Here is a 23,842-nt window from a genome sequence, read left to right on the forward strand (position 1 = left end):
TCAAGACAAAGTGCGGTACGTTTTTTCGGTATTTTTTAATCCCTTTTTTCAGAGGGATTCCCCATGCGCCCTTGCGCGATTTTCGCTATAATGCGACAACATTTTATCAACATCATGAGATGATTATGGCTCAAATTGCTGCAAATCCCCTTGTCCTCGTGGACGGTTCTTCTTATTTATACCGTGCCTTTCACGCTTTCCCTCCGCTTACCAACTCCAACGGTGAACCGACAGGCGCCATGTATGGTGTGCTGAATATGTTGAAAAGCTTGATTTCACAGGTTCAGCCAAGCCACATTGCGGTAGTGTTTGATGCCAAAGGGAAAACCTTCCGCGATGAAATGTTTGAGCAATATAAATCTCATCGTCCGCCGATGCCGGACGATCTACGTAAACAAATCCAGCCCTTGCATGACATGATCCGCGCGTTGGGGATTCCGCTGTTGGTGGTGGAAGGTGTGGAAGCGGACGATGTGATCGGCACATTGGCATGCCAGGCGTCGCAAAATGGGCAGAAGGTGCTGATCAGTACCGGCGACAAAGACATGGCGCAGCTGGTGGACGACAATATTATGTTGATTAACACCATGAACAACAGCCTGCTGGATCGTGATGGCGTGATTGAAAAGTACGGCATTCCGCCGGAGTTAATTATTGATTATTTGGCGTTGATGGGCGATAGCGCTGACAACATTCCGGGCGTATCGGGCGTAGGTGAAAAAACAGCATTAGGGCTTTTACAGGGCATCGGCAGTATGGCACAAATTTATGCCAATCTGGATAAAGTCGCCGAACTGCCGATTCGTGGGGCGAAGAAACTCGGTGAAAAATTGCTTGCTGAAAAAGACATGGCGGATTTGTCCTACGCGTTGGCAACCATCAAAACCGACGTGGCATTGGCATTTTCCCCACAAGAACTCGCCCTCGGTGACAGCAATAATGATGCATTAATCGAATATTTCGGGCGGTATGAATTTAAACGCTGGCTAGGCGAGGTGATGAACGGCACCAGTTCCGTAACGCAACCGACGCAATCGGTGAAAATGAATCCTTATCAAGCGACGCCGGCGGTCAAAACCGATGAAAGCGCGGTTGAAAATTCCGTTAAATTTAAGATTGACCGTAGCCGCTATGAAAATATTCTGACTGAAGCGGATTTAGCCCGCTGGGTGGAAAAATTACGTGCCGAGAAACTGATTGCGGTGGATACGGAAACCGACGGGCTGGATTATATGTCCGCTAATTTGGTTGGCGTGTCTTTTGCGTTAGAAAATGGTGAAGCGGCGTATTTACCGTTGCATTTGGATTATCTCGGCGCGCCAAAAACGCTCGAAAAAAGCACCGCACTTGCCGCTCTCAAACCCATTTTAGAGAACCCGAATATCGGTAAAATTGGGCAGAATCTCAAGTTTGATATGACCATTTTTGCCCGTAACGGCATTGCATTGCAGGGCATTGAATTCGACACCATGTTGCTTTCTTACACCTTGGACAGCACCGGTCGGCACAACATGGACGACTTAGCGAAACGATATCTCGGGCACCAAACCATCGGCTTTGAGGACATTGCCGGGAAAGGGAAAAATCAGCTGACGTTCAATCAAATCCCGCTAGAGCAAGCAGGCGAATACGCGGCGGAAGATGCCGACGTGACCATGAAATTGCAACAAGTGTTGTGGGAAAAACTTCAGTCGCAACCCAGTTTGGTAGAACTTTATCAATCCATCGAGTTGCCGTTGCTCGGCGTATTGTCGCGCATGGAGCGTTGTGGCGTGCTGATTGATTCTGATGCGCTGTTCTTGCAGTCCAACGAAATTACCGAAAGATTGACCGCACTTGAAATGCAGGCGCATGAATTGGCAGGACAACCGTTCAATTTGGCGTCCACGAAACAGTTGCAAGAAATTCTGTTCGATAAACTCGGCTTGCCGGTGCTGCAAAAAACCCCGAAAGGCGCGCCGTCCACCAATGAAGAAGTGTTGGAGGAATTGGCGTACAGCCACGAATTGCCGAAAGTGTTGGTGGAACATCGCGGTTTGAGCAAACTGAAATCCACTTACACCGACAAATTGCCGCAAATGGTGAACCCGCAAACCGGGCGCGTGCACACCTCTTATCATCAAGCTGTGACGGCAACCGGGCGGCTTTCTTCCAGTGATCCGAATTTGCAGAATATTCCGATTCGTAACGAGGAAGGGCGCCGCATTCGTCAAGCCTTTATTGCGCGCGACGGTTATAAAATTATCGCTGCCGACTATTCCCAAATTGAGCTTCGTATTATGGCGTATTTGTCCAACGACGCAGGTTTGATTAACGCGTTTGCACAAGGCAAAGACATTCACCGCTCCACCGCGGCGGAGATTTTCGGTTTGCCGTTGGAACAGGTGACGAGCGAACAACGCCGCAACGCGAAAGCCATTAACTTCGGTCTGATTTACGGTATGTCCTCTTTCGGGCTTTCCCGTCAGCTTGGGATTTCCCGCGCGGATGCGCAACGTTACATGGATTTGTATTTCCAACGTTACCCGGGCGTGCAAACCTTTATGCACGACATCCGTGAAAAGGCGAAAGCGCAAGGCTATGTGGAAACCTTGTTCGGCCGCCGTTTGTATTTGCCGGAAATCAATTCTTCCAACGCCATGCGTCGTAAAGGCGCGGAACGGGTGGCGATTAACGCGCCGATGCAAGGCACCGCCGCCGACATCATCAAACGCGCTATGATTAAGCTAGATGAAATTACGCGCGACGATCCGGATATTCACATGATCATGCAGGTGCATGACGAATTGGTGTTTGAAGTGCGGTCAGAAAAAATCGCGTTTTTTAGCGATCTCATCAAACAACACATGGAAGCGGCTGCTGAGCTTGTGGTACCACTGATTGTGGATGTTGGCGTGGGCGAAAATTGGGACGAAGCCCACTAACGTTAAGGAGAGAGCATGGCACACAAAATTATCCGTAGTGCAGATTTCACCGCTACCTGTGCGTGGGGCGGTTTGGATATTACCGAAATGAATGGCATCAGCGTGCGTTTGCATTGGACAAATGAGCCTTACAAATGGCATATCAATGATGGCGAGGAAGTCTTTGCGGTGATGGACGGCGTGGTGGAAATGCACTACAAAGAGCGCGGCGAAGCCAAAAGCGTATTGCTAGAAACCGGCGATATTTTCTACGCTGGCATCGGCACCGAACACGTCGCCCACCCACAAGGCGAAGCACGGATTTTGGTGATTGAAAAGGCGGGGAGTATTTGAAAATAAAAAGTGCGGTTGGTGTAAAACATTTTTAAAATCAACCGCACTTTCTTGATTATCTTGCCAATAGTTTTTGATAAATCGCCATAATCTATGAAGCAAATTAAATGAACAATTAAAGCGCCTGTTTCACCGCCACATCCAATCCTGCTGTTGGACGGCCAAGCAATTTCTCAAGGGTTTTGTCTTCGTAGAATAATGCACCGTTTGACGCATCTACATCCCATTGTGCAATTAAGCCTGCAAAGCCCGCGTCTAAGCCTGCTTGAACAAGCGCAGCAGCGTAATCTTCTGCCGGAATATCCACGTAAGGGATATCTTTACCTGTTTGTTTGCTGATTTCTGCTGCAAGGTCGGCTAACGTCCAGCTGGTTGATCCGGCGAGTTCGTAAATTTGGTTTTCATGGCCTTCACCCAGTGCGACATTGACTGCAGCTTCAGCAAGTTCTGCACGAAGTGCGGATGAAATTCTGCCTGTTTTTGCCGAACCGTAGAATGCATTGTTTTCTAATGCTGCCGGAATTGAAGCCGTGTAGTTTTCGGTGTACCAACCATTGCGTAAAATCGTATAAGTGATACCGGAGGCTTTTAATGCGGCTTCGGTTTCAACGTGTTCACCGGCAAGGGATTTCACGGTATTGTCGTTGGTGGCGCCGAGTAAGCTGGTGTAAATAATGTGTTTCACGCCTGCTTTTTTCGCGGCTTCAATCACGTTGTTATGTTGTACAAAACGCTGACCGATTTCATTACTTGACACCAAAATTAACGTATCCACGCCTTGTAATGCCTCTACTTGCCCTTCTGTTTTTGAATAATCAAATTTGCGGGCTTCTACGCCGGAAATTTTTTCCGGGGAACGTACAAGCGCGATGAGGTTTGCGTGTTTTGCTTTTAATAAATTTAAAGCGATTGCGCCGAATTGACCTGTTGCACCGGTAATTGCGATAGTTTTGTTTGTCATGATGTTTTCCTTCTCGTTAAGTTGAAATGATGTTTGAACATTTGATTGTTCGCTTGATGTGACGTATTATATTTCAATACTTACTTTTGAGAAGTACTTACATAAACGTAAGCTTTGAAATTTTTTGAAAATAATTTTTAATCTATTGATTTTTAAGGAAATAAAAATGGAAAAAAGTATTGAACGTGGTAATGTATTGGCTTCTGCCTGTCCTTCCCGGCAAATTTTGCAGCATTTAACCAGTCGTTGGGGCGCATTAGTATTAGTGAGTTTGCATTCCGGCACCAAGCGTTTTAGTGAACTTCGCCGAGCCATTGATGGTGTGAGTGAACGTATGTTGACAAAAACCTTGCAGGAACTGGAAGCGGACGGCATGTTAATTCGTAAATCCTACAACACCGTGCCGCCACAAGTGGATTACACCTTGACGGAATTCGGCTCGCAGGCGTCCAATAAAATGTTTGAGTTGGTGGATTGGTTGGAAACAAATCTTGACGGAATTTTGGCAAAAAAGCAGGCGGCTAATCCGTAGGATTTACTACACGATGATTCCCAAAGCGCGGTGAAAAATCGACATGTTTTTTCCACCGCACTTTTTTCCGCCTTTCCTTTATCCTGCCTCGTGTTTTCAGTATAATGGCACACATTTTCTCCACCTAAATAGACAGAACATATGATGACAAAATTTAATGTAAAAACTTTCCAAGGCATGATTCTTGCCTTACAAGAATACTGGGCGAACCAAGGCTGCACTATTGTGCAACCCTTTGATATGGAAGTGGGCGCGGGGACTTCTCACCCGATGACCGCATTACGCGCGTTAGGCCCTGAGCCGATGGCATTTGCTTATGTACAACCTTCCCGCCGTCCGACCGATGGTCGCTATGGCGAAAACCCGAACCGTTTACAGCATTACTACCAATTCCAAGTGGTGATTAAACCTTCTCCGGACAATATTCAAGAGTTGTATTTAGGTTCCCTTGAAATGCTTGGCTTTGACCCGACCAAAAACGACATTCGTTTTGTGGAAGATAACTGGGAAAACCCAACCTTAGGTGCTTGGGGCTTGGGCTGGGAAGTGTGGTTAAACGGCATGGAAGTGACCCAATTTACCTATTTCCAACAAGTGGGCGGCTTAGAATGTAAACCGGTTACCGGTGAAGTGACCTACGGTTTAGAGCGTTTGGCGATGTACATTCAAGGCGTGAACAGCGTGTATGACTTAGTTTGGTCTGATGGTCCGCTTGGCAAAACCACCTACGGCGATGTATTCCATCAAAACGAAGTGGAACAATCCACCTATAACTTTGAATATGCGGATACCGATTTCTTATTCCAGTGCTTCGATCAATATGAAAAAGAAGCCAAAAGTTTATTGGCATTAGAACGTCCGTTGCCGTTGCCGGCTTACGAGCGCATTTTAAAAGCGGCACACAGCTTTAACTTGTTAGACGCACGCAAAGCCATTTCCGTTACTGAACGCCAACGCTACATTTTACGCATTCGTGCGTTAACCAAAGGCGTGGCGGAAGCTTATTATGCCAGCCGTGAAGCCTTAGGTTTCCCGGGCTGTAAAAAATAAAGCGAAAAGTCACCGCACTTTATGTTTCAACACAACGATATAAGGAGAGCATCATGACCGATTTTCAATATCCGGACGATATTTACACCGAAGCGGAACCGGATGTAAACACGCTGGTAAATTTAGGGCCTTTAGCGCCGATGGCTGGCATTTGGGAGGGCAAGCGCGGTTTGGATATCAATCCAAAGGCGGAAGGGCCGGAGAAAGATCCTTATATCGAACATTATGAGTTGCAACCGATTGATGCACAAACTAATGGCCCACAACTGTATTACGGCTTGCGTTATCACACGCGGATTGTGCAGCCTGATGAGGTGGAAACCTTTCACGATCAAGTGGGCTATTGGTTATGGGAACCGGCAACCGGCACGATTTCTTTGTCGTTAAGTATTCCACGTGGACAAAGCCTCATTGCCACCGGCCATGCCGCACCGGATGCGAAAGAATTTACGCTAAAAGCCGTGCGTGGCTCGCTGACAAACGGCATTATCTCAAATCCGTTTATTGAACAATCTTTCACCACAGAAAGCTATGAGATTACGGTGAAAATTCATGAGGATGGCACGTGGTCTTACGATCAAATTACCACAATGATTATCCCAAATTACGACGAACCTTTTGAGCATCGCGATCGTAACCGCCTAACCAAAATCGGCGAACCGACACCAAATCCGACCGCACTTGCTGTGGAAAATAAAGGATAAGGAGCTGTGATGAAACCTATTCTTTATTATGCTGAGCAATGCCCTGATACTGCACCGTTTGTGGCAGAGTTAAAACGTTTGGATGTGGAATATGAGGAAGTAGAAGTATTGTCTTCTATCCCTAATTTGAAACAATGGTTGCGTTTACGTGATCGTCATCCTGCATTTGATGAGGCGAAAGCACAAGGTTATGCCGGCTTCCCTGCGTTATTGTTGGACGATGATCGTGTTATCTTGGATCAAACCCAATTAAAAACCGTTTTTGCTTGATATGAGCACCATGCTTAAACTCGCTTTATTTTGATAAACCTCGTTCAATTTTATTAAATCCATTTTATGAAAAAGAGATATTCTCAACCTACATTCATTGCGCTGTTTGTGGCGTTAAACGTAACCCCGGCGGCTTTTGCCGGACATGTCTATTCCGGTGTGGATTATCAGTATTTTCGTGATTTTGCTGAGAATAAAGGTAAGTTTACGCCTGGCGCGCAAAATATTGCGGTGGTGAATAAAAAAGGCGAATCTATCGGCACCATGGTGCAAAATGCACCGATGATAGATTTCTCGGTGGTTAGCCGTAATGGTGTGGCGGCGCTAGTGGGCGATCAATATATCGTCAGCGTGGCACATAACGTGGGCTATCGAAATGTTGATTTCGGCATGGAAGGCAATAACCCCGATCAGCATCGATTCAGTTATAACATCGTAAAACGAAATAATTATAAAAACGATCCCACTCACCCTTACATGACGGACTACCATACCCCTCGATTAACCAAATTTGTCACAGAAGCAGCCCCTATAGAAATGGTGTCAAATATGCAGGGCAGCACCTATAGCGATTTAGACAAGTATCCAATGCGGGTGCGAATTGGTAGCGGTTGGCAATTTTTGCGTGATGATAATGACAATGGCAATCATATTGCCATGGCGTATAACTATCTCACCGCAGGCAATACCTTTATGCAAGGTTGGGCGAACAATGGTGAGGTTAGTTTAAGTGGTGATGTACGTCATCCGAATCAATATGGTCCGTTACCGATTTCCGGTTCTAGCGGTGACAGTGGTTCCCCGATGTTTATTTACGATAAAACTGCGAGGAAATGGCTGTTAAATGGCGTATTGCGTAGCGGGCATCCTTATCAAGGCAAAGAGAATACCTACCAAATTGCACGTAAGAATTATTTGGATGAAATCATTGCAAGAGATTTGGTCACAGTATTTGAACCTACAGCAGCGTCTTATGACTGGGTTGCAGGCGGCAATGGCAGTGGCACTCTAACCAAAGGAAATCGTGTTGTTGCGACTACGCCACTTGCTAACTACAACCTGCCGTCTTCCGATAGAGATGAATTTTTTGGATATGGTGGTCCAAACCCTTATATGCCTGCACAGCATCACGGTAAGAACATTTACTTTGGAAATATGCAAAGTGGCACGATAACCCTGAAAAATAATATTGATCAGGGGGCTGGCGGGCTGACCTTTGAAGGGGATTTTGTAGTGCAGCCTACCACCGATGAAACCTGGAAAGGTGCTGGTGTTTCAGTAAGTGAAGGTAGTACGGTGACGTGGAAAGTCAAAAATCCGGCAGGCGATCGTTTGTCTAAAATTGGGCAAGGCACGTTATTGGTCAACGGTAAAGGCGAAAACCTTGGTGATATCAGTGTAGGGGATGGTGTTGTCGTATTAAATCAACAAGCGGATGAACAAGGTAAAAAACAAGCCTTCAAGCAATTAGGTATTGTGAGCGGTCGCCCAACGGTGAAATTAGAAAGTGCCGATCAAGTCAATCCAAATAATATTTATTTCGGCTTCCGCGGTGGTCGTTTAGATCTCAACGGTTATTCGCTTACCTTTAATCGCATTCAAAATACCGATGAAGGCGCACAAATTGTCAACCACAACAAAGATAAAGACGCCACAGTCACGATTTTGGGTAATACGCAAATTGATAATGAAAAAGACATTAATCAATCCAAAGCGACAGCATTTAACGGTTGGTTTGGTGAAACCAATACCGGACTTCATAACGGTCGATTAAATATCGATTATCAACCTACGCACGCAGACAGTGTCTTTTTATTGTCGGGTGGCTCTAATTTAAACGGCAATATTACGCAAGAAAACGGTACTTTGGTCTTTAGTGGTCGCCCAACACCTCACGCCTATAACCATCAAAACCGACCGGCATTAATTGGTCGCCCGCAAGGGGAAGTGGTGATTGACGATGACTGGCTAAGCCGTACCTTTAAAGCGGAAAAATACATTATTAACGGTGGAAGTGCGGTCGTTTCTCGAAATGTTTCTGCGATAAACGGCGATTGGCAATTAAGCAACAACGCCAATGCCACATTAGGTGTGACCGACAAACAAGCGAATTTCATTTGTGCGCGTTCTGACTGGACGGGGCTGACGAAATGCGCCAACCAAACCTTATCCGATAAAGTCTTTGCCGGCATTGAACGCAGCAAAATCAATGGTAATTTTGTCCTTAACGACAGTGCGAAATTATCGGTTGTAGGACTTGCAGATGTTATGGGTAATGTGGTGTTAAACGGACAAAGTCAATATCACTTGGCACATAAAGCTACCCAAACCGGTGCCCTTTCACTTAATAACCAAGCCTCAGCAACGGTTGAAAATGCGACTTTGACGGGCAACGCAACGCTTTCTGACCTAGCAAAATTAAACTTCGTTAATGCTCGTTTCGATCATCAAATTCAGGGAAGCAAAGAGACGTTGGTTTCTTTGTCAGACAATGCAAACTGGATTTTACCGAACAGTACAACAATAGGGAATTTAAGCCTCAATAACGGGCAAGTGACCCTTGGTACGGATATGGCATCTCAAGCGAATGATCAAATATTTAAGACACTTACGGTGCTAGGTGATTTAAGCGGAAAGGGAACGTTTAGTTACCCTACTCATTTGCAAGAAAATAAAGGCGCACATGTGACAGTGAATGGCTTGGCAACGGGTGATTTTGTGTTAAACGTACGCAATACCGGCGTAGAGCCTCAAACCTTGCAGCAGCTCAGTTTATTGACGCTGACAAATGCTGCTCAAACCGATAACGTTAAGGTTTCTTTGGCAAATGGCAAAGTCGATGTAGGGACATACCGCTATGAGCTAAAAAATGATAATCACGATTACCGTTTATACAATCCGAAAAAAGAACTGGAATTGGCAGAACAGGCTCGTTTAGAGGAAGAGAAGCGCAAAGCGGAAGAAGCACGAATCGCCGAAGAGAAACGTAAAGCAGAAGAAAAACGACTTGCTGAGGAGAGACGCAAGGCAGAAGAAGCGGCAAAAACTGCTGAAGAGAAACGTAAGCTAGAGGAAGCACTTCGAATCGCGGAAGAAAAGCGTAAAGCAGAAGAAGCTCGAATTGCTGAAAATAAACGTAAGGCAGAGGAAGCTGCACGAATTGAGGCAGACAAACGTAAAGCCGAACAAAAACGCAAAGCAGATGCGCAAAAGCAAAAAGAGATGATCAGCCGTTATTCAAATAGCGCCTTATCCGAGTTATCTGCAAGTGTGAATGGCGCTTTGCTCATTATTGATGAATTAAGTAAACATCTTGTTGGAGAGAGCCAATCTCATGTATGGGCAAATATGGTTCGTGCTTCTCGTCGTTATGAGGCAGATGAATTCCGTGGTTACAAGCAAGAAAGCTATTTAACCCAGTTAGGGACACAACATATTGGTGACAACTACCGCGTCGGTTTATTGTTTTCTCATGCCCGAGCGAAGAATACTTTTGATGACAATATCCGAAACAAAAATCGCCTGATGATGCTATCGGCTTTCGGCAAATATGATTTTGCTAACGGCTTGAACATCACAGCAGACATGAGTTATGGCTCAAGTGCGGGTGAAATTCGAGGTGAATTGCAAGATGCGCATATTCAACGCCATATTGTCGCTTTAGGCGCAGGGGTGGGGTATCAAATCAATTTAGGCAAGCTTGCCGTTAAACCAAATATGAGTCTTCATCGCTACCACATTTCCGGTGAAAATTACCAATACGAGCGATCAGAAATTCATGTGCCGGCGGCGAATTTTAATGTTTACCAAGCGGGCGTGACGGTGGATTATTCATTTATGCCATGGCAAGGCGTAACCCTTCGTCCATCACTTAGCGTAAATTATGTGGATGCTTCCGATTCCAAACTCACTGTGCAGTTAAATCAGGCACCATTGATGCAACGTTTTGACCGTTATTGGCAGCAAGAAATTGGCTTAAGTGCTGATTTAGACGGTTGGCAGGTTAGCACCTATGCTGCCCAATCTCTCGGCAAACAGTTGGATAAACAACATCAGTTTGGTTTGAAAGTCGGGTATCGTTGGTAAAGCCGTTGAACCCGACAAATACAAACATGAAAGAGGATAGCATTGTGCGGTTATCGAATTATTCTTATTTAGAAAGGTAAAAAAGATGAAAAAAACACCTCAAATTCTGACTGCACTTTTGCTGGGGTCTGCCTTTGCGAGCGGTGTATTTGCCGAGGAACATCGCCCAAATACATCGAGTGCAGAGTATGAGCTTGAGAAAGTCTTGATTTTTAGTCGTCATGGGTTGCGCTCGCCGGTGGAAAAAGATCCACAGGAAATGGCGAAATATTCCCCCTATGCGTGGGCGAAATGGGATGTACCATCAGGTTATCTCACGGCAAAAGGCACGGTGCTAGAAACCTATTTCGGGCAATATTTAGGGCAATGGCTTGCGGATAAAGGATTATTAACGACAGAACGTTGTGCATCGGGCGAAGGTATTTTCGCTTATGCCAATGGGGTACAACGCACCATTGCAACGGGGCAAGCCATTGTGTCTGGTGCATTTGCGGGCTGTAATGTTCAACTGCAACATCATGGTAAAATTGGTTCAGAAAAAGATCCGATTTTTAACACGCAGGCGCACAATCCAAGTCAAGCCTTGATTAAATCGGCAAAAAATAACGTTGATTTAACCGCTTTACAGCAAAAATTGGCGCCAAATTATGCACTATTAAGTGAGATCATCGATTATAAAAATTCACCAAACTGCCTGCAAAAAGGCGAATGTGATTTAGGTGGAAAAGTCGGTGAATACAGTATTAAAGACGGCAAATCGGTTAAAATTACCGGTGCTATCAGCACAGGGAAGAAAATTGTCAGTGCATTATTGCTCGCCCATTATGTGGGTAAACCTGATGCAGAAATCGCAAACGGCAGCGTGGATAGTCAAGAAAAATGGCGTGCAATTAACGAAATTAAAAACGAATATTACCGCACGTTATTTAAAAACAACGAAGCGTTGGCACAAAATGCCTCATATCCGTTGTTAGCATTTATTCAGCAACAGCTAAATAGTGAAAACAAAATTAGCTTGTTGGTTGGACACGATTCTAATATTGTCGCTCTGCTTGCGGCACTAGGCGTTGAGCCTTATGAATTGGATGATTCATTGGAAAATATCCCAATTGGCGGAAAACTGATTTTTGAAGTGTGGAAACACAAACCAAGTGGCAAGCTCAAATTTAAGTTGGATTATGTGTATCAAACCACCGAACAGCTGATTAACATCACGCCATTAAGTTTAGCGACACCACCAAACCAAACAGCATTAACCCTCAAAGGCTGTGAGAAAGATGAACATGGTTTTTGTGATTATGAGCGGTTTCAACAGGTGTTGAGTGAAGGGATTGAGAACGGCAAGAAGTAGCTTTCATGCAACCCTATGAAAAATACTTAAAAGAGAATTCGCAGAAATTGCGAGTGGATCAAACGGATGCGGAAAGAAAGCTATGGCAACGCATCAATCGAGATCAATTATTAGGATTTCGATTTAATCGACAAAAGCCACTTTTAAGTTATATCGTTGATTTTTATTGTGCGAAAGCAAAGCTGATTATCGAATTGGACGGTAGTCAGCACTATGAACCTGATTATCAGGAAAAAGATGCATTGCGAGATGCAGAATTAAATTCACTTGGTTTTACGGTGATGAGATTTAGCAATGATGAAGTCATACGTGAAATTGAAGCGGTAGTCGAGCAGATTTATTTGTTTTTGGAGAATGTAAGGGCTGATTGAGTATGAGGTCGGATTAATTTCTGCCAAATCTCCCCTACCCCTCTTTGCTAAAGAGGGGGATTTTTTGAGTAAATTGATTGTAACTGGCTCATTTACATTTTAATTTCAATAGAGATTAAATTATCTGCTTTCAAAAAACGTTAAAGTAAAACATAGATATTTAACTCCGCAAAGATCCAATCCCCTCTTTAGCAAAGAGGGGTAGGGGAGATTTGGCAGAAGTGAAAACGAAGAAAATAATCAAATAGGACATGAATTTCTTAATTTACATACGCTATAAGAGATAACGGAAAATATAATGAAGCAACATATTTATCAAACTACCGTAGAGTGGGTTGGAAATTTAGGGCGGGGCACTTCTTCTTATACTGCGTATGAGCGGGATTTTATTGCTTCGGCATTGAATAAACCTAATATTTTAGGTTCTTCTGATCCAGCTTTTCGTGGTGATAAAACACGTTGGAATCCAGAAGATATGTTATTAGCCTCTATTTCTGCTTGCCATAAATTATGGTATTTACATTTTTGTGCTGTTAATAACATTATTGTGCAAGAATACCGTGATGAAGCAATAGCGATTATGGATGAAGGCAGTTCTGAGCATGCAGGACGCTTCATTTCGGCAACATTAAATCCTCATGTGAGAATTTCAAGTGAGTCGGATGCCGTTAAGGCATTGGCATTACATGAAAATGCGCATCAGGCATGTTTTATCGCAAATTCACTTAATTTTCCGGTGAAATGTGAAGCCCTGATTGAAAAAGATTAAATTAAAATAAAATGGTGCGCAAGTTGCACCTTACCAGAGAAAACAAAATGACAACCCAAAACTTCCTAGTAGAAATCGGCACAGAAGAGCTGCCACCAAAAGCTCTCAAAACATTAGCAACCTCTTTTGCGGATAACGTTGAAGCGGAATTGAACCAAGCGGGCTTAACCTTCGACAAGATCGAATGGTTTGCGGCGCCGCGTCGTTTGGCGGTGAAAGTGTTGAACTTAGCCACACAGCAACCAAGCAAAGAAATCGAAAAACGCGGACCGGCAGTGTCTGCTGCCTTTGATGCGGAAGGTAAACCAACTAAAGCGGCTGAAGGCTGGGCGCGTGGTTGTGGGATTACTGTTGAGCAAGCAGAGCGCATTGTGACTGATAAAGGCGAATGGTTAGTTCACCGTGCGAAAATTGAAGGTCAACCGACTAAAAACTTGCTGAACGACATTGTGGCTAATGCGTTGGCGAAATTGCCAATTCCAAAACCAATGCGTTGGGCAGATAAAACCGTGCAATTTATTCGTCCGGTTCACACCGTGACTATGTTGTTAGGTGATGAGTTAATCGAAGGCGAAATTTTAGGTGTGGCAAGCGCGCGCACCATTCGCGGTCACCGTTTCTTAGGTGAAAAAGAATTTGAGATTCAACATGCAGACCAATATCCACAATTATTGCGTGAAAAAGGGTCTGTGGTAGCAGATTTCAACGAGCGTAAAGCAGAAATTTTGGCAAAATCTCAAGCAAAAGCGACCGCACTTGGCGGCGTGGCTGACATTGAGGAAAGTTTGCTTGAAGAAGTGACTTCATTGGTGGAATATCCAAACGTGTTAGCGGCGAAATTCGAAGAACGCTTCTTAGCGGTGCCTGCGGAAGCTTTGGTTTACACCATGAAAGGCGACCAAAAATATTTCCCGATTTATGACAAAGACGGCAAATTATTACCGCACTTTATTTTTGTATCGAACATCAACCCAGAAGATCCAACCGCGATTATCGAAGGGAACGAAAAAGTGGTTCGCCCACGTTTAACCGATGCGGAATTCTTCTTCAAAACCGACTTAAAACAAAAACTGGTCGATCGTTTACCGCGTTTAGAAACCGTGTTGTTCCAACAACAACTCGGTACATTGAAAGACAAAACTGACCGTATTGAGCAACTGGCAGGCGAAATTGCAAAACAAATCGGTGCAGACGAAGCGAAAGCAAAACGTGCCGGCTTATTGTCAAAATGTGACTTGATGACCAACATGGTATTTGAATTCACTGACACCCAAGGCGTAATGGGGATGCACTATGCGCGTCATGACGGTGAAGATGAAGAAGTCGCAGTAGCATTAAATGAGCAATATATGCCACGCTTTGCGGGTGATGAATTACCTAAATCACTCGTTGCAAGTGCGGTTGCTTTAGCCGATAAATTTGACACATTAACGGGTATCTTTGGCATTGGACAAGCACCAAAAGGCAGTGCAGACCCATTTGCATTGCGTCGTGCAGCATTAGGTGCATTGCGTATTATCGTTGAGAAAAACTTACCTCTAGATTTAGAAGATTTAGTGAAAAAATCAGCCGCACTTTTCGGTGATAAACTCACTAATTCAAACGTGGTTTCTGATGTGGTGGACTTCATGCTTGGTCGTTTCCGTGCGTGGTATCAAGATGAAGGCATTGCGGTGGATGTGATTCAAGCGGTATTGGCGCGTCGTCCAACCCGTCCGGCGGATTTTGATGCACGCGTGCGTGCGGTTTCACATTTCCGTACACTGGATTCTGCGGAAGCCTTGGCTGCCGCCAATAAACGCGTGGCGAATATTTTGGCAAAAGCGGAAGGCGACATTGGCGCAATTGATGTGGCGTTATGTGTTGAGCCGGCAGAACAAGTACTCGCTCAAAGCGTGTTAAGTTTGGCAAAAGAGGTTCAGCCGTTAATCGCACAAGGCGAATACACGGCAGTGTTGGATAAACTCGCCGGCTTGCGTCAACCGGTGGATAACTTCTTTGATAATGTGATGGTGAATGCGGAAGATGCAAAATTGCGTCAAAACCGCCTAGCCATTTTGAACACGTTGCAAGGGTTATTCTTACAGGTGGCGGATATTTCGTTGTTGCAATAAAAGATAAAAGTGCGGTTACAAAATCATGTGTTTTTTCCACCGCACTTTCCGTATAAAAAAAGCCGAATAGGATTATTCGGCTTTTTCTTTAGATCTTCTATCAAGAAATTATTTATTCTTTCCTTCCAAATACAACCACTCTGCCACTTGTTTGGCGAAGTAAGTCAAAATGCCGTCAGCACCGGCACGTTTGAAGCAAAGTAAAGATTCCATGATACATTCTTTTTCTTTTAACCAGCCGTTTTGAATGGCCGCCATGTGCATGGCGTATTCACCGGAAACTTGGTAGGCAAAGGTTGGTACGCCGAATTGTTGTTTTACGCGATAGACTAAGTCTAAATATGGCATACCCGGTTTCACCATCACCATATCGGCGCCTTCTTCCAAGTCTAATGCCACTTCTTGTAAGCCTTCGTCGCTGTTGGCCGGATCTAATTGATAGGTCTTTTTATCACCGCCTTTTAAGTTGCCGGAAGAGCCCACAGCGTCACGGAACGGACCGTAATAGTTTGAGGCATATTTAGCTGAGTAAGCCATGATGAGGGTGTTAATAAAGCCTTTTTCTTCCAAGGCACTACGGATTCTGCCGATGCGACCGTCCATCATATCGCTTGGCGCGACCACATCTGCGCCGGCTTCTGCGTGGGACAGGGCTTGTTTGATTAATACGTCGGTGGTGATGTCGTTCAGCACATAGCCTTCTTCATCGATAATGCCATCTTGTCCGTGTAGGGTGTAAGGGTCAAGTGCCACATCGGTTAACACGCCAAGGTCAGGATAGGCGGATTTCAGTGCTTTCACTGCGCGTTGCACCAAGCCATTCGGGTTATAGGCTTCTTCCGCCATTAAGGATTTTTTCGCCTGTTCCACCACAGGAAATAACGCAATCACCGGTACGCCGTATTTCACCAATAAACCGGCTTCAATTAACAGTTGGTCGATGGTTAAACGTTCTACGTTTGGCATGGAAGGCACCGCTTCACGATGATTTTCGCCTTCAATGATAAATACGGGATAAATCAGATCATCAACAGTCAGTTTATGTTCCGCCATTAAGCGGCGACTAAAATCCTGTTTACGCATACGGCGTAAACGGCGGGTTGGAAAACCGGTAAAAATTTGTTGTGTCATATTATCTCCCGAATTGAATTAGTGATTAGCTGTATTGTTTTCATCTTGATTGGCCTTGTCTTCTTCACGCGGATGATAAAATCGTGCAAAGAATACGCCCACTTCAAATAACAAACACATTGGAATAGCAAGCAAGGTTTGTGAGAACACATCCGGCGGAGTTAAAAGCATGCCGATAAAGAACGCACCGACAATAATATAAGGACGTTTAGCTTTTAAATCTTCCGGCGTAGTGACACCTGTCCAGCACAGCAATATGATGGCCACCGGCACTTCAAAGCAAACACCGAAAGCTAAGAATAAGGTCAGCACAAAATCTAAGTAGCTACTGATGTCGGTTGCAATTGCCACCCCTTCCGGTGCCGTTTTAGTTAAAAAGCTGAACACTAACGGGAATACTACATAGTAAGCAAAAGCCACACCCAAATAGAACAACAGTGTACTGGAAAATAGCAGTGGATAAATCAGGCGTTTTTCATGTTGATATAATGCCGGTGCCACAAACGCCCAAATTTGGTAAAGCAAAAACGGCACAGAAATAAAAATGGCGACAACGCCGGTCAGTTTAATTGGGGTGAAAAATGGCGTGGCGATGTTGGTGGCAATCATGCTAGAACCGTTTGGCAAGTTTGCGGTTAACGGTGCGGCCACAAAGTTATAAATTTCGTTAGAAAAATAAACTAACGCCACAAATACCACAGCAACGAAAATAATGCTGCGTAATAAACGGTTGCGCAGTTCTACTAGGTGAGTGATAAGGGGCTGAGTATCGTCAACGCTGGTCATAAGTTATCCTGATGTGAGACGGTCCCGCAAAGCACGGTTAACTTTTGTCTGAGGCTTTGTCTGACGTGTCCGATTCCGTGTGAGCTGGTAGCGGGTTGTCCGGATCATATTGATTGATGTAGTAGGCGAGTTTCTCGTCTAATTCAATTTCTTCTTGCTCCGCCTGTTCTGCCGGAGAAAGTGCGGTTATATTTTCCGTTGTTTCTTCTTTTGGTGTTTCTAAAGCGACAGTTTCCAATGCGGGCGTTTCTGTTTGTAGCGATTCGGTGAGATTTTCTACCGCACTTTTATCCGCCTGCACCTGCTTCAATTCATTGATTTGATCTTGAAGTGTTGTGTTGGTCTCATTGGCTTTTTGTTCTAGCTCAGAGCGTAGCTTGTCAGCGGAAGCTTTAAGTTCTTCCACGGTTTTGCCTAATTCCGGCGACAACGCCTTGAGGTTTAAACTTTCCGCTTTTTTGATGCTGTCTTGTAACTCCTGCAATTTCAGCTCTTGTTTTAGTTCGTTTTGGACGTTCGTTGCTAGGCCGCGAATTGTGCGCACCCAACCCATTACGGTACGAATCGCCACCGGTAAACGTTGTGGGCCTAGTACTACTAAGCCCACAATGCAAACTAATACAATCTCGGAAAAACCAATATCAAACACGGATTATGCCTGTTCTTTTTCTTTGTTTTTTTCTTGTTCCGGTTGTGCGCTTTGTTTTTGTTCCACTTTGTCGAAACTTGCATCAGCCGGTTTGGCTTCTTCGTTCATAGCTTTTTTGAAGCCTTTTACTGATTCACCTAAATCAGTACCTAAAGTACGTAATTTTTTTGTACCGAACAGTAACACGATAATTAAGACTAAAATCGCTAATTGCCAAATGCTAATACCGCCCATAAAAACCTCGTCATTCTATAAAAGTAATAAATAAAAAACGTGCGAAACTATACCCGTTTTACGCAGTTTGAACAATAGCTAGGCAGGATTATTTTTGTATTTCTTGATTTAGTTCATATTGGGTTAATGCCTTGGTGGATAAGGCTTTACGCAATAGTCATCAGCATGAATTTATTGTAAAAACAAATGAAAAAAGCACCGCACTTAACTGAGCAGACTTTTTGCCTGTGATAATTGGGGTAAAAGAAAAAGGCGTGCACTAAAAATGCACGCCTTAGATGAGATAGGTTTGCGGTTAAGCTTGCGAACCTGCTTTTAATTTCTCAATCGTTTCTTTATTGAAGAAATAATGCGTGCCACAGCATTCGCATTGCATATCGATAGTGCCTTGGTGTTCGGCGAGGATATGGTCAATTTCTTCTTCCGAAATTAACAACAAGGCAGCGCCTGAACGTTCTTGCGAACAGCCACAGTGGAAGGTCACCGATTGCGGTGCGAAGAGTTCAACGGTTTCTTCGTGGTATAAGCGGTACAACAATTCTTCTGCGCTTAAACCAAAAATCTCGTCGTCTTTAATGGTGGCGGTTAACGTGGCCAGATGCTCGAAATCCTCCGGTGAACCTGAACCATCCGGGACGATTTGCAATAACACACCGGCGGCGACCGGTTTGCCGTCATATTCACCGCTACGGATAATCAGTTGCGTTTGGAGTTGTTCGGAACGGACGAAATAGTCTTCCAAACATTCGCTGATGGTGGGTTTGTCCAGTGGCACGATACCTTGATAACGTTCGCCTTCTTTTGGCGCAATGGTGATCACCAACACGCCTTTACCGATCATTTGGTGCAGGGTCATGTTGTTATCAATATCGCCTTGCAAACGGGCAAGCGCACGGATTTGTTGCTGATCGTTGCCGTTGACTAACGCCAGTTTTAATGGGCCATCGCCTTGAATTTGCACGGTGATATCACCGTTAAATTTTAAGGTGGCGGTCAGCAAACTGGTGGCGACCATCATTTCGCCTAATAAATTGCGCACGGCTTGCGGGTAATGATGGGTGTTTAAGGTGTCGTTGAACGTTTGATTTAAGCGTACCCATTCGCCACGCACTGCGCGGTCTTTGAACAGGTAACGATAAAGTTGGTCGTTGTCTTTAGTATAAGTGGTCATCTTTTATTCCTAATTGAATGTTGTTCGCCAAATATAAGGGCGTTTCCCTTGATTACAAGGTGGCGCTTATGCTTGGTTTTGATGTTTGAATTTAAGTAAATCGCGACGTTCTTTTTTGTCCGGGCGGCGATCAGGGTGAGGCATGGACAGTGCGTTCATTTTGCGTGCCATGGCAAGTTTTTCTCGATTGGCAATGCTTTGTTCCGTTTCTCGGTAAAGCAGTTGCGCTTCCGGCGCGCCTCGTCGTTGAGTGGAAAGTGCCAACACAACGATTTCCTTTTCGTCACTGCCTTGGCGTACTTTTAGGGTGGCGCCCACTTCCACGATTTTATTCGGTTTGCTGCGTTGCCCGTTGTAATGGACTTTGCCTCCGTCAATCATTTCTTTGGCGAGTGTGCGGGTTTTGTAAAAACGCGCTGCCCACAGCCATTTGTCCAAACGCACTGCTTCTTTTTCTTCTTCTACTTGAGAATGTTTTGCCATGTTGCAGCGTCCTTACAGTAAAGTGCGGTAGTTTTTGACGGAGAAATGACGCTCGAAGGATTTGTCCGCCAATGTACTGTCCGGATTTTCCACACCGATGGTGTAGGCGATGCCAAATTTTTTAGCGCTATCTAACACCGGTTCTGTGTCGTCAATAAAAAGGGTTCGGCTCGGATCGAATGGCGTGAATTGTTGCAAACGTTGCCACAGGGATTGCTCTACTTTTGGCGCATTAAACTGGTGGCTGGAAAGCAACAGGTCAAAGTGCGGTGCTAAATCGCAGTGTTTTAGTTTTTCGGCCAAACTGAACGGATGGCTGTCGGTGAGCAAAATTAATTTTTTGCGGCGCTCGCGGGCGGCTTGTAAAAACGGATAAACATCTGACCGCACTTTGATGTAATCGCGCTGTTGTTGTAACAATTCGCGCAACGGTAAATCTAAATTCTTCGCCCAAAAATCAATGCAATACCATTGCATACTGAATTCCACCTGTTGATAACGGCGATGGATCAGTTCGCGGCTTTGTTCCACAGAAAGCTTGAATTTGTCGGCATATGCCTGCGGCACCACCTTTTTCCAGAAACGATGATCGAAATACAGATCGATTAGCGTGCCGTCTAAATCCAGAATCACGGTGTCGATTGCTTGCCAGTCAAATTTTTGTTGCGCCATCCCTGTTGTGGTCCCTTTTCTTTGTAAAAATAGTGGGGTATGGTATCGCTATTTCAGTGGTTTGTAAAACAAGGGAAGAAGAGAGCAATGTTACAAAAACCAACCATCCTCAATATAAAAACAGTAGCAAAATCAACGATATTTGAAATTCAATCGGTGGATTTGAAATTCGCCAACGGAACGTACCGCACTTATGAACGTTTTCGCCCCAGCAAATATGCCTCGGTGATGGTGGTGGCGATTGATGGCGAGGATATGTTGTTAGTGCGTGAATATGCCATGGGAACAGAGCGCTATGAGTTAGGATTTGTTAAGGGCAGAATGGATGCAGGTGAAACGCCGGAACAAAGTGCCAATCGGGAGTTGCAAGAAGAAATCGGTTTAGGCGCAACATCTTGGGTACATTTGCGCACGATTAATTCATCCGTTGGTTTCATGAATAATCCTATGCACATTTTATTGGCGCAGAATGTTTATCCGAGCAAACTGGAAGGTGATGAACCGGAGCCGTTGCAAGTGGTACGCGTGCCGTTAGCAAACATCAATGAATTGTTGTATGACCCTGAATTCAATGAAACGAAAAATCTGACCGCACTTTATTTACTTCGGGATTATTTAAATAATCATAAATAATTGGTATTGTGATTTGAATAAATTCTAATGAAAATGAAAAGATATTAAATGAAACTTGATTATTAGCCGTTTTTTTGTCAAGGTGTCAATGTTTTTATTAAAAAAATAGGTAATATTATGCAATCTACAAACTTAAAAGAATTGACCTTCCGAGGCATGTTACTCGGTGCGTTGATTACGGTGTTATTCACCGCGTCCAACGTGTATTTAGGTCTGAAAGTGGGGATGACATTTGCATCGTCGATTCCGGCGGCAGTCATTTCCATGGCGGTACTGAAATTCTTTAAAGATTCCAGTATTTTGGAAAACAACATGGTACAAACTCAAGCATCTTCTGCGGGGACGCTTTCTTCGGTGATTTTCGTGTTGCCGGGCTTGTTGATGATGGGCTACTGGCAAGACTTTCCGTTCTGGCAAACCATGTTGATTTGTGCGGCGGGTGGTACATTGGGCGTGTTGTTCACGATTCCATTACGTCGCGCGATGGTGGTAAACAGCGATTTGCCTTATCCGGAAGGCGTTGCCGCGGCAGAAATTTTAAAAGCCGGTAACAATTCTGATGCAGACAGCGGCGTGAAAGATATTGCTTATGGCGGTATTTTTGCCAGCGTCGTGGCATTCTTAACTAACGGTTTACGCTTGATGGCAGATGGTGCCAGCGCGTGGTTTACCGGCCCGGGCGGCAAAGCAATTTTCCAAATTCCGATGGGCTTTTCTTTAGCCTTATTAGGTGCCGGTTATTTAATCGGTATCGTCGGCGGTATTGCGATATTGTTGGGTACCTTCTTTGCTTGGGGCTTAGCGGTACCGTTCTTTACCATGTCTGGTGATATGCCAACTGATGGAACTATCGTAAGTTACGCCATGAGCATGTGGAAAACGAAAGTACGTTTTATCGGTGTGGGAACCATCGGGATTGCGGCGATTTGGACGTTATTGATTCTGGTGAAACCAATGGTGCAAGGCATGGTGCATTCTTTCCGTATGTTGAAAGGCACACAAGGTGCGTCTGAACATCGTATTGATATCGACCTTTCACCAAAAACCATGATTTACATTTTAATTGCCACTGTGGCGTTAATCGTGATTTCCTTACATCACTTTATCGCTGCCGCACCGGTTTCTCCGGAATTAGCGTTATTGTTGGTGGTTGTTTGTACTTTCTTGGCGGTATTTATCGGTTTCTTCGTGGCGGCAGCCTCTGGTTACATGGCGGGGCTTGTGGGTTCTTCCTCCAGTCCAATTTCCGGTATCGGGATTATCTCCGTGATCGTGATTTCTTTGGTATTGGTTTCTATCGGTAATGCGTCCGGTTTATTTGAAACCGCCGATGGACAGAAATTCTTGACCGCACTTACCTTGTTTACTGCCTCTATCGTGTTAACCACGGCGACCATTTCTAACGATAACCTGCAAGATTTAAAAACCGGTTTATTGGTCGAAGCGACGCCTTGGCGTCAACAGGTGGCGTTAATTATCGGCTGTTTCGTGGGTGCCTTAGTGATTGCTCCGGTATTGGAAATCCTTTATCACGCTTACGGCTTCACTGGCGCATTACCGCGTCCAGATATGGATCCATCGCAAGCGTTATCTGCACCGCAAGCAACGATAATGACCACCATTTCACAAGGGATTTTCTCTAATAAATTAGAGTGGACTTATATTCTCACCGGTGTAGGTTTAGGTGCGGTATTAATCATTATTGATAGCTTCTTGAAAAAAGTGAGCAATAAAGCCTTTGCGTTACCGGTATTGGCGGTGGGGATTGGTATCTATTTACCGCCTTCTATCAATATGCCGGTTGTCACCGGTGCATTTTTGGCGTGGTTAATTAATCGCCACATTACTAAATATGCAGCACGTAGTGGTGATAAAGACGTAAATAAACGAGCAGAGCGCTTCGGCACTTTGTTCGCAGCAGGCTTGATTGTGGGCGAAAGCTTAATGGGTGTTGTGCTGGCATTTATCATTGCGGCTTCCGTGACTTCCGGTGGGTCTGAAGCGCCATTGGCCTTGAATTTGGAAAATTGGGATCTGATTGGTGAGGCGCTTGGTTTAGCCGTATTTATCGCCGGTGTGACCATTTTCACCTTGCGTGTGTTACGTGCAAAAAAATCTGCGTAATCGCTAAAATTCCTCTACAATAGGCTATCTTCTGATAGCCTATTTTTTTTACTTAGGAATTCTTATGCCGTCTAAATTTCCTTACTTAAAAGCATTCATTGTATTTCCATCTATTCTGCAAATTTTAGGATCGATCATCGGGTTTTGTCTTAGCGATAATATCAATGAAACATTTACCGTTGCTGATTTAATCGTATTCTATTTCTCCAGCACATTTTTTATTGCCACCATTCCGGCGTTTCTGATTGCCTTATGGGCGAAGGCCTACCGTTATACCCGTTATAATGTGTTTGCGATTGTGTTGATTTCAGCGATTATTGCATTTTGTTATAGCAATGTTGCCGGGTATATTTACATGACCTTATTCGAAACATCGATGACCTTTGGGACTTGGTTATATAGTGGTGCGTTGGATGTTGCCTTATTATTTAGTTGCGGTATGGCGCTTTATTCCGTGTTGACACTCCCGTTGCTGTTGCCAAAAGAGAGATAAG

22 protein-coding genes are annotated in these 23,842 nt (G+C 44.6%); 14 read left to right on the forward strand and 8 right to left on the reverse strand.

Annotated features, from left to right (window positions below):
* The first annotated feature begins 125 nt into the window (after positions 1-125).
* Positions 126-2,924: a DNA polymerase I gene (gene polA, locus ACO5E4_RS00090; protein ID WP_485861644.1), complete on the forward strand. Its 2,799-nt coding sequence runs from the start codon at positions 126-128 to the stop codon at positions 2,922-2,924.
* Between the two features lie 15 nt (positions 2,925-2,939).
* Positions 2,940-3,257 (forward strand): cupin domain-containing protein, encoded by a 318-nt coding sequence (locus ACO5E4_RS00095; protein ID WP_485861645.1) that lies wholly within the window; start codon positions 2,940-2,942, stop codon positions 3,255-3,257.
* A 115-nt stretch (positions 3,258-3,372) separates the two neighbouring features.
* On the opposite strand, the gene ACO5E4_RS00100 is transcribed toward ACO5E4_RS00095, so the two are convergent.
* Positions 3,373-4,218 (reverse strand): SDR family oxidoreductase, encoded by an 846-nt coding sequence (locus tag ACO5E4_RS00100; protein ID WP_485861646.1) that lies wholly within the window; start codon positions 4,216-4,218, stop codon positions 3,373-3,375.
* A 166-nt stretch (positions 4,219-4,384) separates the two neighbouring features.
* Between ACO5E4_RS00100 and ACO5E4_RS00105 the strand changes: the two genes are divergently transcribed.
* From ACO5E4_RS00105 to glyS, 9 genes are all read left to right on the forward strand, one after another.
* Positions 4,385-4,750, forward strand: coding sequence for a winged helix-turn-helix transcriptional regulator (locus ACO5E4_RS00105; RefSeq protein ID WP_212510197.1), 366 nt, complete (start codon positions 4,385-4,387; stop codon positions 4,748-4,750).
* A 141-nt stretch (positions 4,751-4,891) separates the two neighbouring features.
* Positions 4,892-5,800 (forward strand): glycine--tRNA ligase subunit alpha, encoded by a 909-nt coding sequence (glyQ, locus tag ACO5E4_RS00110; protein ID WP_485861647.1) that lies wholly within the window; start codon positions 4,892-4,894, stop codon positions 5,798-5,800.
* Between the two features lie 53 nt (positions 5,801-5,853).
* Positions 5,854-6,504, forward strand: a complete 651-nt coding sequence (locus ACO5E4_RS00115) for an FABP family protein (RefSeq protein WP_485861648.1) — start codon at positions 5,854-5,856, stop codon at positions 6,502-6,504.
* 9 nt (positions 6,505-6,513) lie between these two features.
* Positions 6,514-6,774 carry a hypothetical protein gene (locus tag ACO5E4_RS00120; RefSeq protein WP_314954310.1) on the forward strand — a complete coding sequence of 87 codons (261 nt, stop codon included), beginning with the start codon at positions 6,514-6,516 and terminating at the stop codon, positions 6,772-6,774.
* A gap of 66 nt (positions 6,775-6,840) precedes the next feature.
* On the forward strand, positions 6,841-10,860 hold the full coding sequence (locus tag ACO5E4_RS00125; protein WP_485861649.1) for a S6 family peptidase: 4,020 nt from the start codon (positions 6,841-6,843) through the stop codon (positions 10,858-10,860).
* Between the two features lie 85 nt (positions 10,861-10,945).
* Positions 10,946-12,211 carry a histidine-type phosphatase gene (locus ACO5E4_RS00130; RefSeq protein ID WP_485861650.1) on the forward strand — a complete coding sequence of 422 codons (1,266 nt, stop codon included), beginning with the start codon at positions 10,946-10,948 and terminating at the stop codon, positions 12,209-12,211.
* A gap of 5 nt (positions 12,212-12,216) precedes the next feature.
* Positions 12,217-12,582: an endonuclease domain-containing protein gene (locus ACO5E4_RS00135; protein ID WP_005709776.1), complete on the forward strand. Its 366-nt coding sequence runs from the start codon at positions 12,217-12,219 to the stop codon at positions 12,580-12,582.
* 298 nt (positions 12,583-12,880) lie between these two features.
* Positions 12,881-13,351 (forward strand): OsmC family protein, encoded by a 471-nt coding sequence (locus ACO5E4_RS00140; protein ID WP_485861651.1) that lies wholly within the window; start codon positions 12,881-12,883, stop codon positions 13,349-13,351.
* Between the two features lie 47 nt (positions 13,352-13,398).
* The gene (gene glyS, locus ACO5E4_RS00145) at positions 13,399-15,465 is read left to right on the forward strand and encodes a glycine--tRNA ligase subunit beta (protein ID WP_485861652.1); all 2,067 of its coding nucleotides are present in this window, start codon (positions 13,399-13,401) and stop codon (positions 15,463-15,465) included.
* A gap of 108 nt (positions 15,466-15,573) precedes the next feature.
* Here glyS and hemB read toward each other — a convergent pair whose 3' ends face one another.
* The 7 genes from hemB to yrfG all read right to left on the reverse strand — a co-directional run bounded on the left by hemB (position 15,574) and on the right by yrfG (position 20,591).
* Positions 15,574-16,596, reverse strand: coding sequence for a porphobilinogen synthase (gene hemB, locus ACO5E4_RS00150; protein WP_485861653.1), 1,023 nt, complete (start codon positions 16,594-16,596; stop codon positions 15,574-15,576).
* 18 nt (positions 16,597-16,614) lie between these two features.
* Positions 16,615-17,382, reverse strand: coding sequence for a Sec-independent protein translocase subunit TatC (gene tatC / locus ACO5E4_RS00155; RefSeq protein ID WP_485861654.1), 768 nt, complete (start codon positions 17,380-17,382; stop codon positions 16,615-16,617).
* 37 nt (positions 17,383-17,419) lie between these two features.
* Positions 17,420-18,031, reverse strand: coding sequence for a Sec-independent protein translocase protein TatB (gene tatB / locus ACO5E4_RS00160; RefSeq protein ID WP_314954323.1), 612 nt, complete (start codon positions 18,029-18,031; stop codon positions 17,420-17,422).
* Between the two features lie 3 nt (positions 18,032-18,034).
* Positions 18,035-18,265 carry a Sec-independent protein translocase subunit TatA gene (tatA, locus tag ACO5E4_RS00165; protein WP_005715595.1) on the reverse strand — a complete coding sequence of 77 codons (231 nt, stop codon included), beginning with the start codon at positions 18,263-18,265 and terminating at the stop codon, positions 18,035-18,037.
* A 295-nt stretch (positions 18,266-18,560) separates the two neighbouring features.
* Positions 18,561-19,436, reverse strand: a complete 876-nt coding sequence (gene hslO / locus ACO5E4_RS00170) for an Hsp33 family molecular chaperone HslO (RefSeq protein ID WP_485861655.1) — start codon at positions 19,434-19,436, stop codon at positions 18,561-18,563.
* A 66-nt stretch (positions 19,437-19,502) separates the two neighbouring features.
* The gene (gene hslR / locus ACO5E4_RS00175) at positions 19,503-19,919 is read right to left on the reverse strand and encodes a ribosome-associated heat shock protein Hsp15 (RefSeq protein WP_485861656.1); all 417 of its coding nucleotides are present in this window, start codon (positions 19,917-19,919) and stop codon (positions 19,503-19,505) included.
* 12 nt (positions 19,920-19,931) lie between these two features.
* Positions 19,932-20,591, reverse strand: a complete 660-nt coding sequence (gene yrfG, locus ACO5E4_RS00180; protein ID WP_109859940.1) for a GMP/IMP nucleotidase — start codon at positions 20,589-20,591, stop codon at positions 19,932-19,934.
* A 39-nt stretch (positions 20,592-20,630) separates the two neighbouring features.
* Here yrfG and nudE point away from each other — a divergent pair, with 39 nt between their 5' ends.
* From nudE to ACO5E4_RS00195, 3 genes are all read left to right on the forward strand, one after another.
* The gene (gene nudE, locus ACO5E4_RS00185) at positions 20,631-21,224 is read left to right on the forward strand and encodes an ADP compounds hydrolase NudE (protein WP_485861657.1); all 594 of its coding nucleotides are present in this window, start codon (positions 20,631-20,633) and stop codon (positions 21,222-21,224) included.
* Between the two features lie 117 nt (positions 21,225-21,341).
* Positions 21,342-23,348 carry an OPT family oligopeptide transporter gene (locus ACO5E4_RS00190; protein ID WP_485861658.1) on the forward strand — a complete coding sequence of 669 codons (2,007 nt, stop codon included), beginning with the start codon at positions 21,342-21,344 and terminating at the stop codon, positions 23,346-23,348.
* A gap of 64 nt (positions 23,349-23,412) precedes the next feature.
* Positions 23,413-23,841, forward strand: coding sequence for a hypothetical protein (locus ACO5E4_RS00195; protein WP_314954336.1), 429 nt, complete (start codon positions 23,413-23,415; stop codon positions 23,839-23,841).
* Position 23,842 lies beyond the last annotated feature (1 nt).

It is taken from the genome of Aggregatibacter sp. (assembly GCF_057314075.1).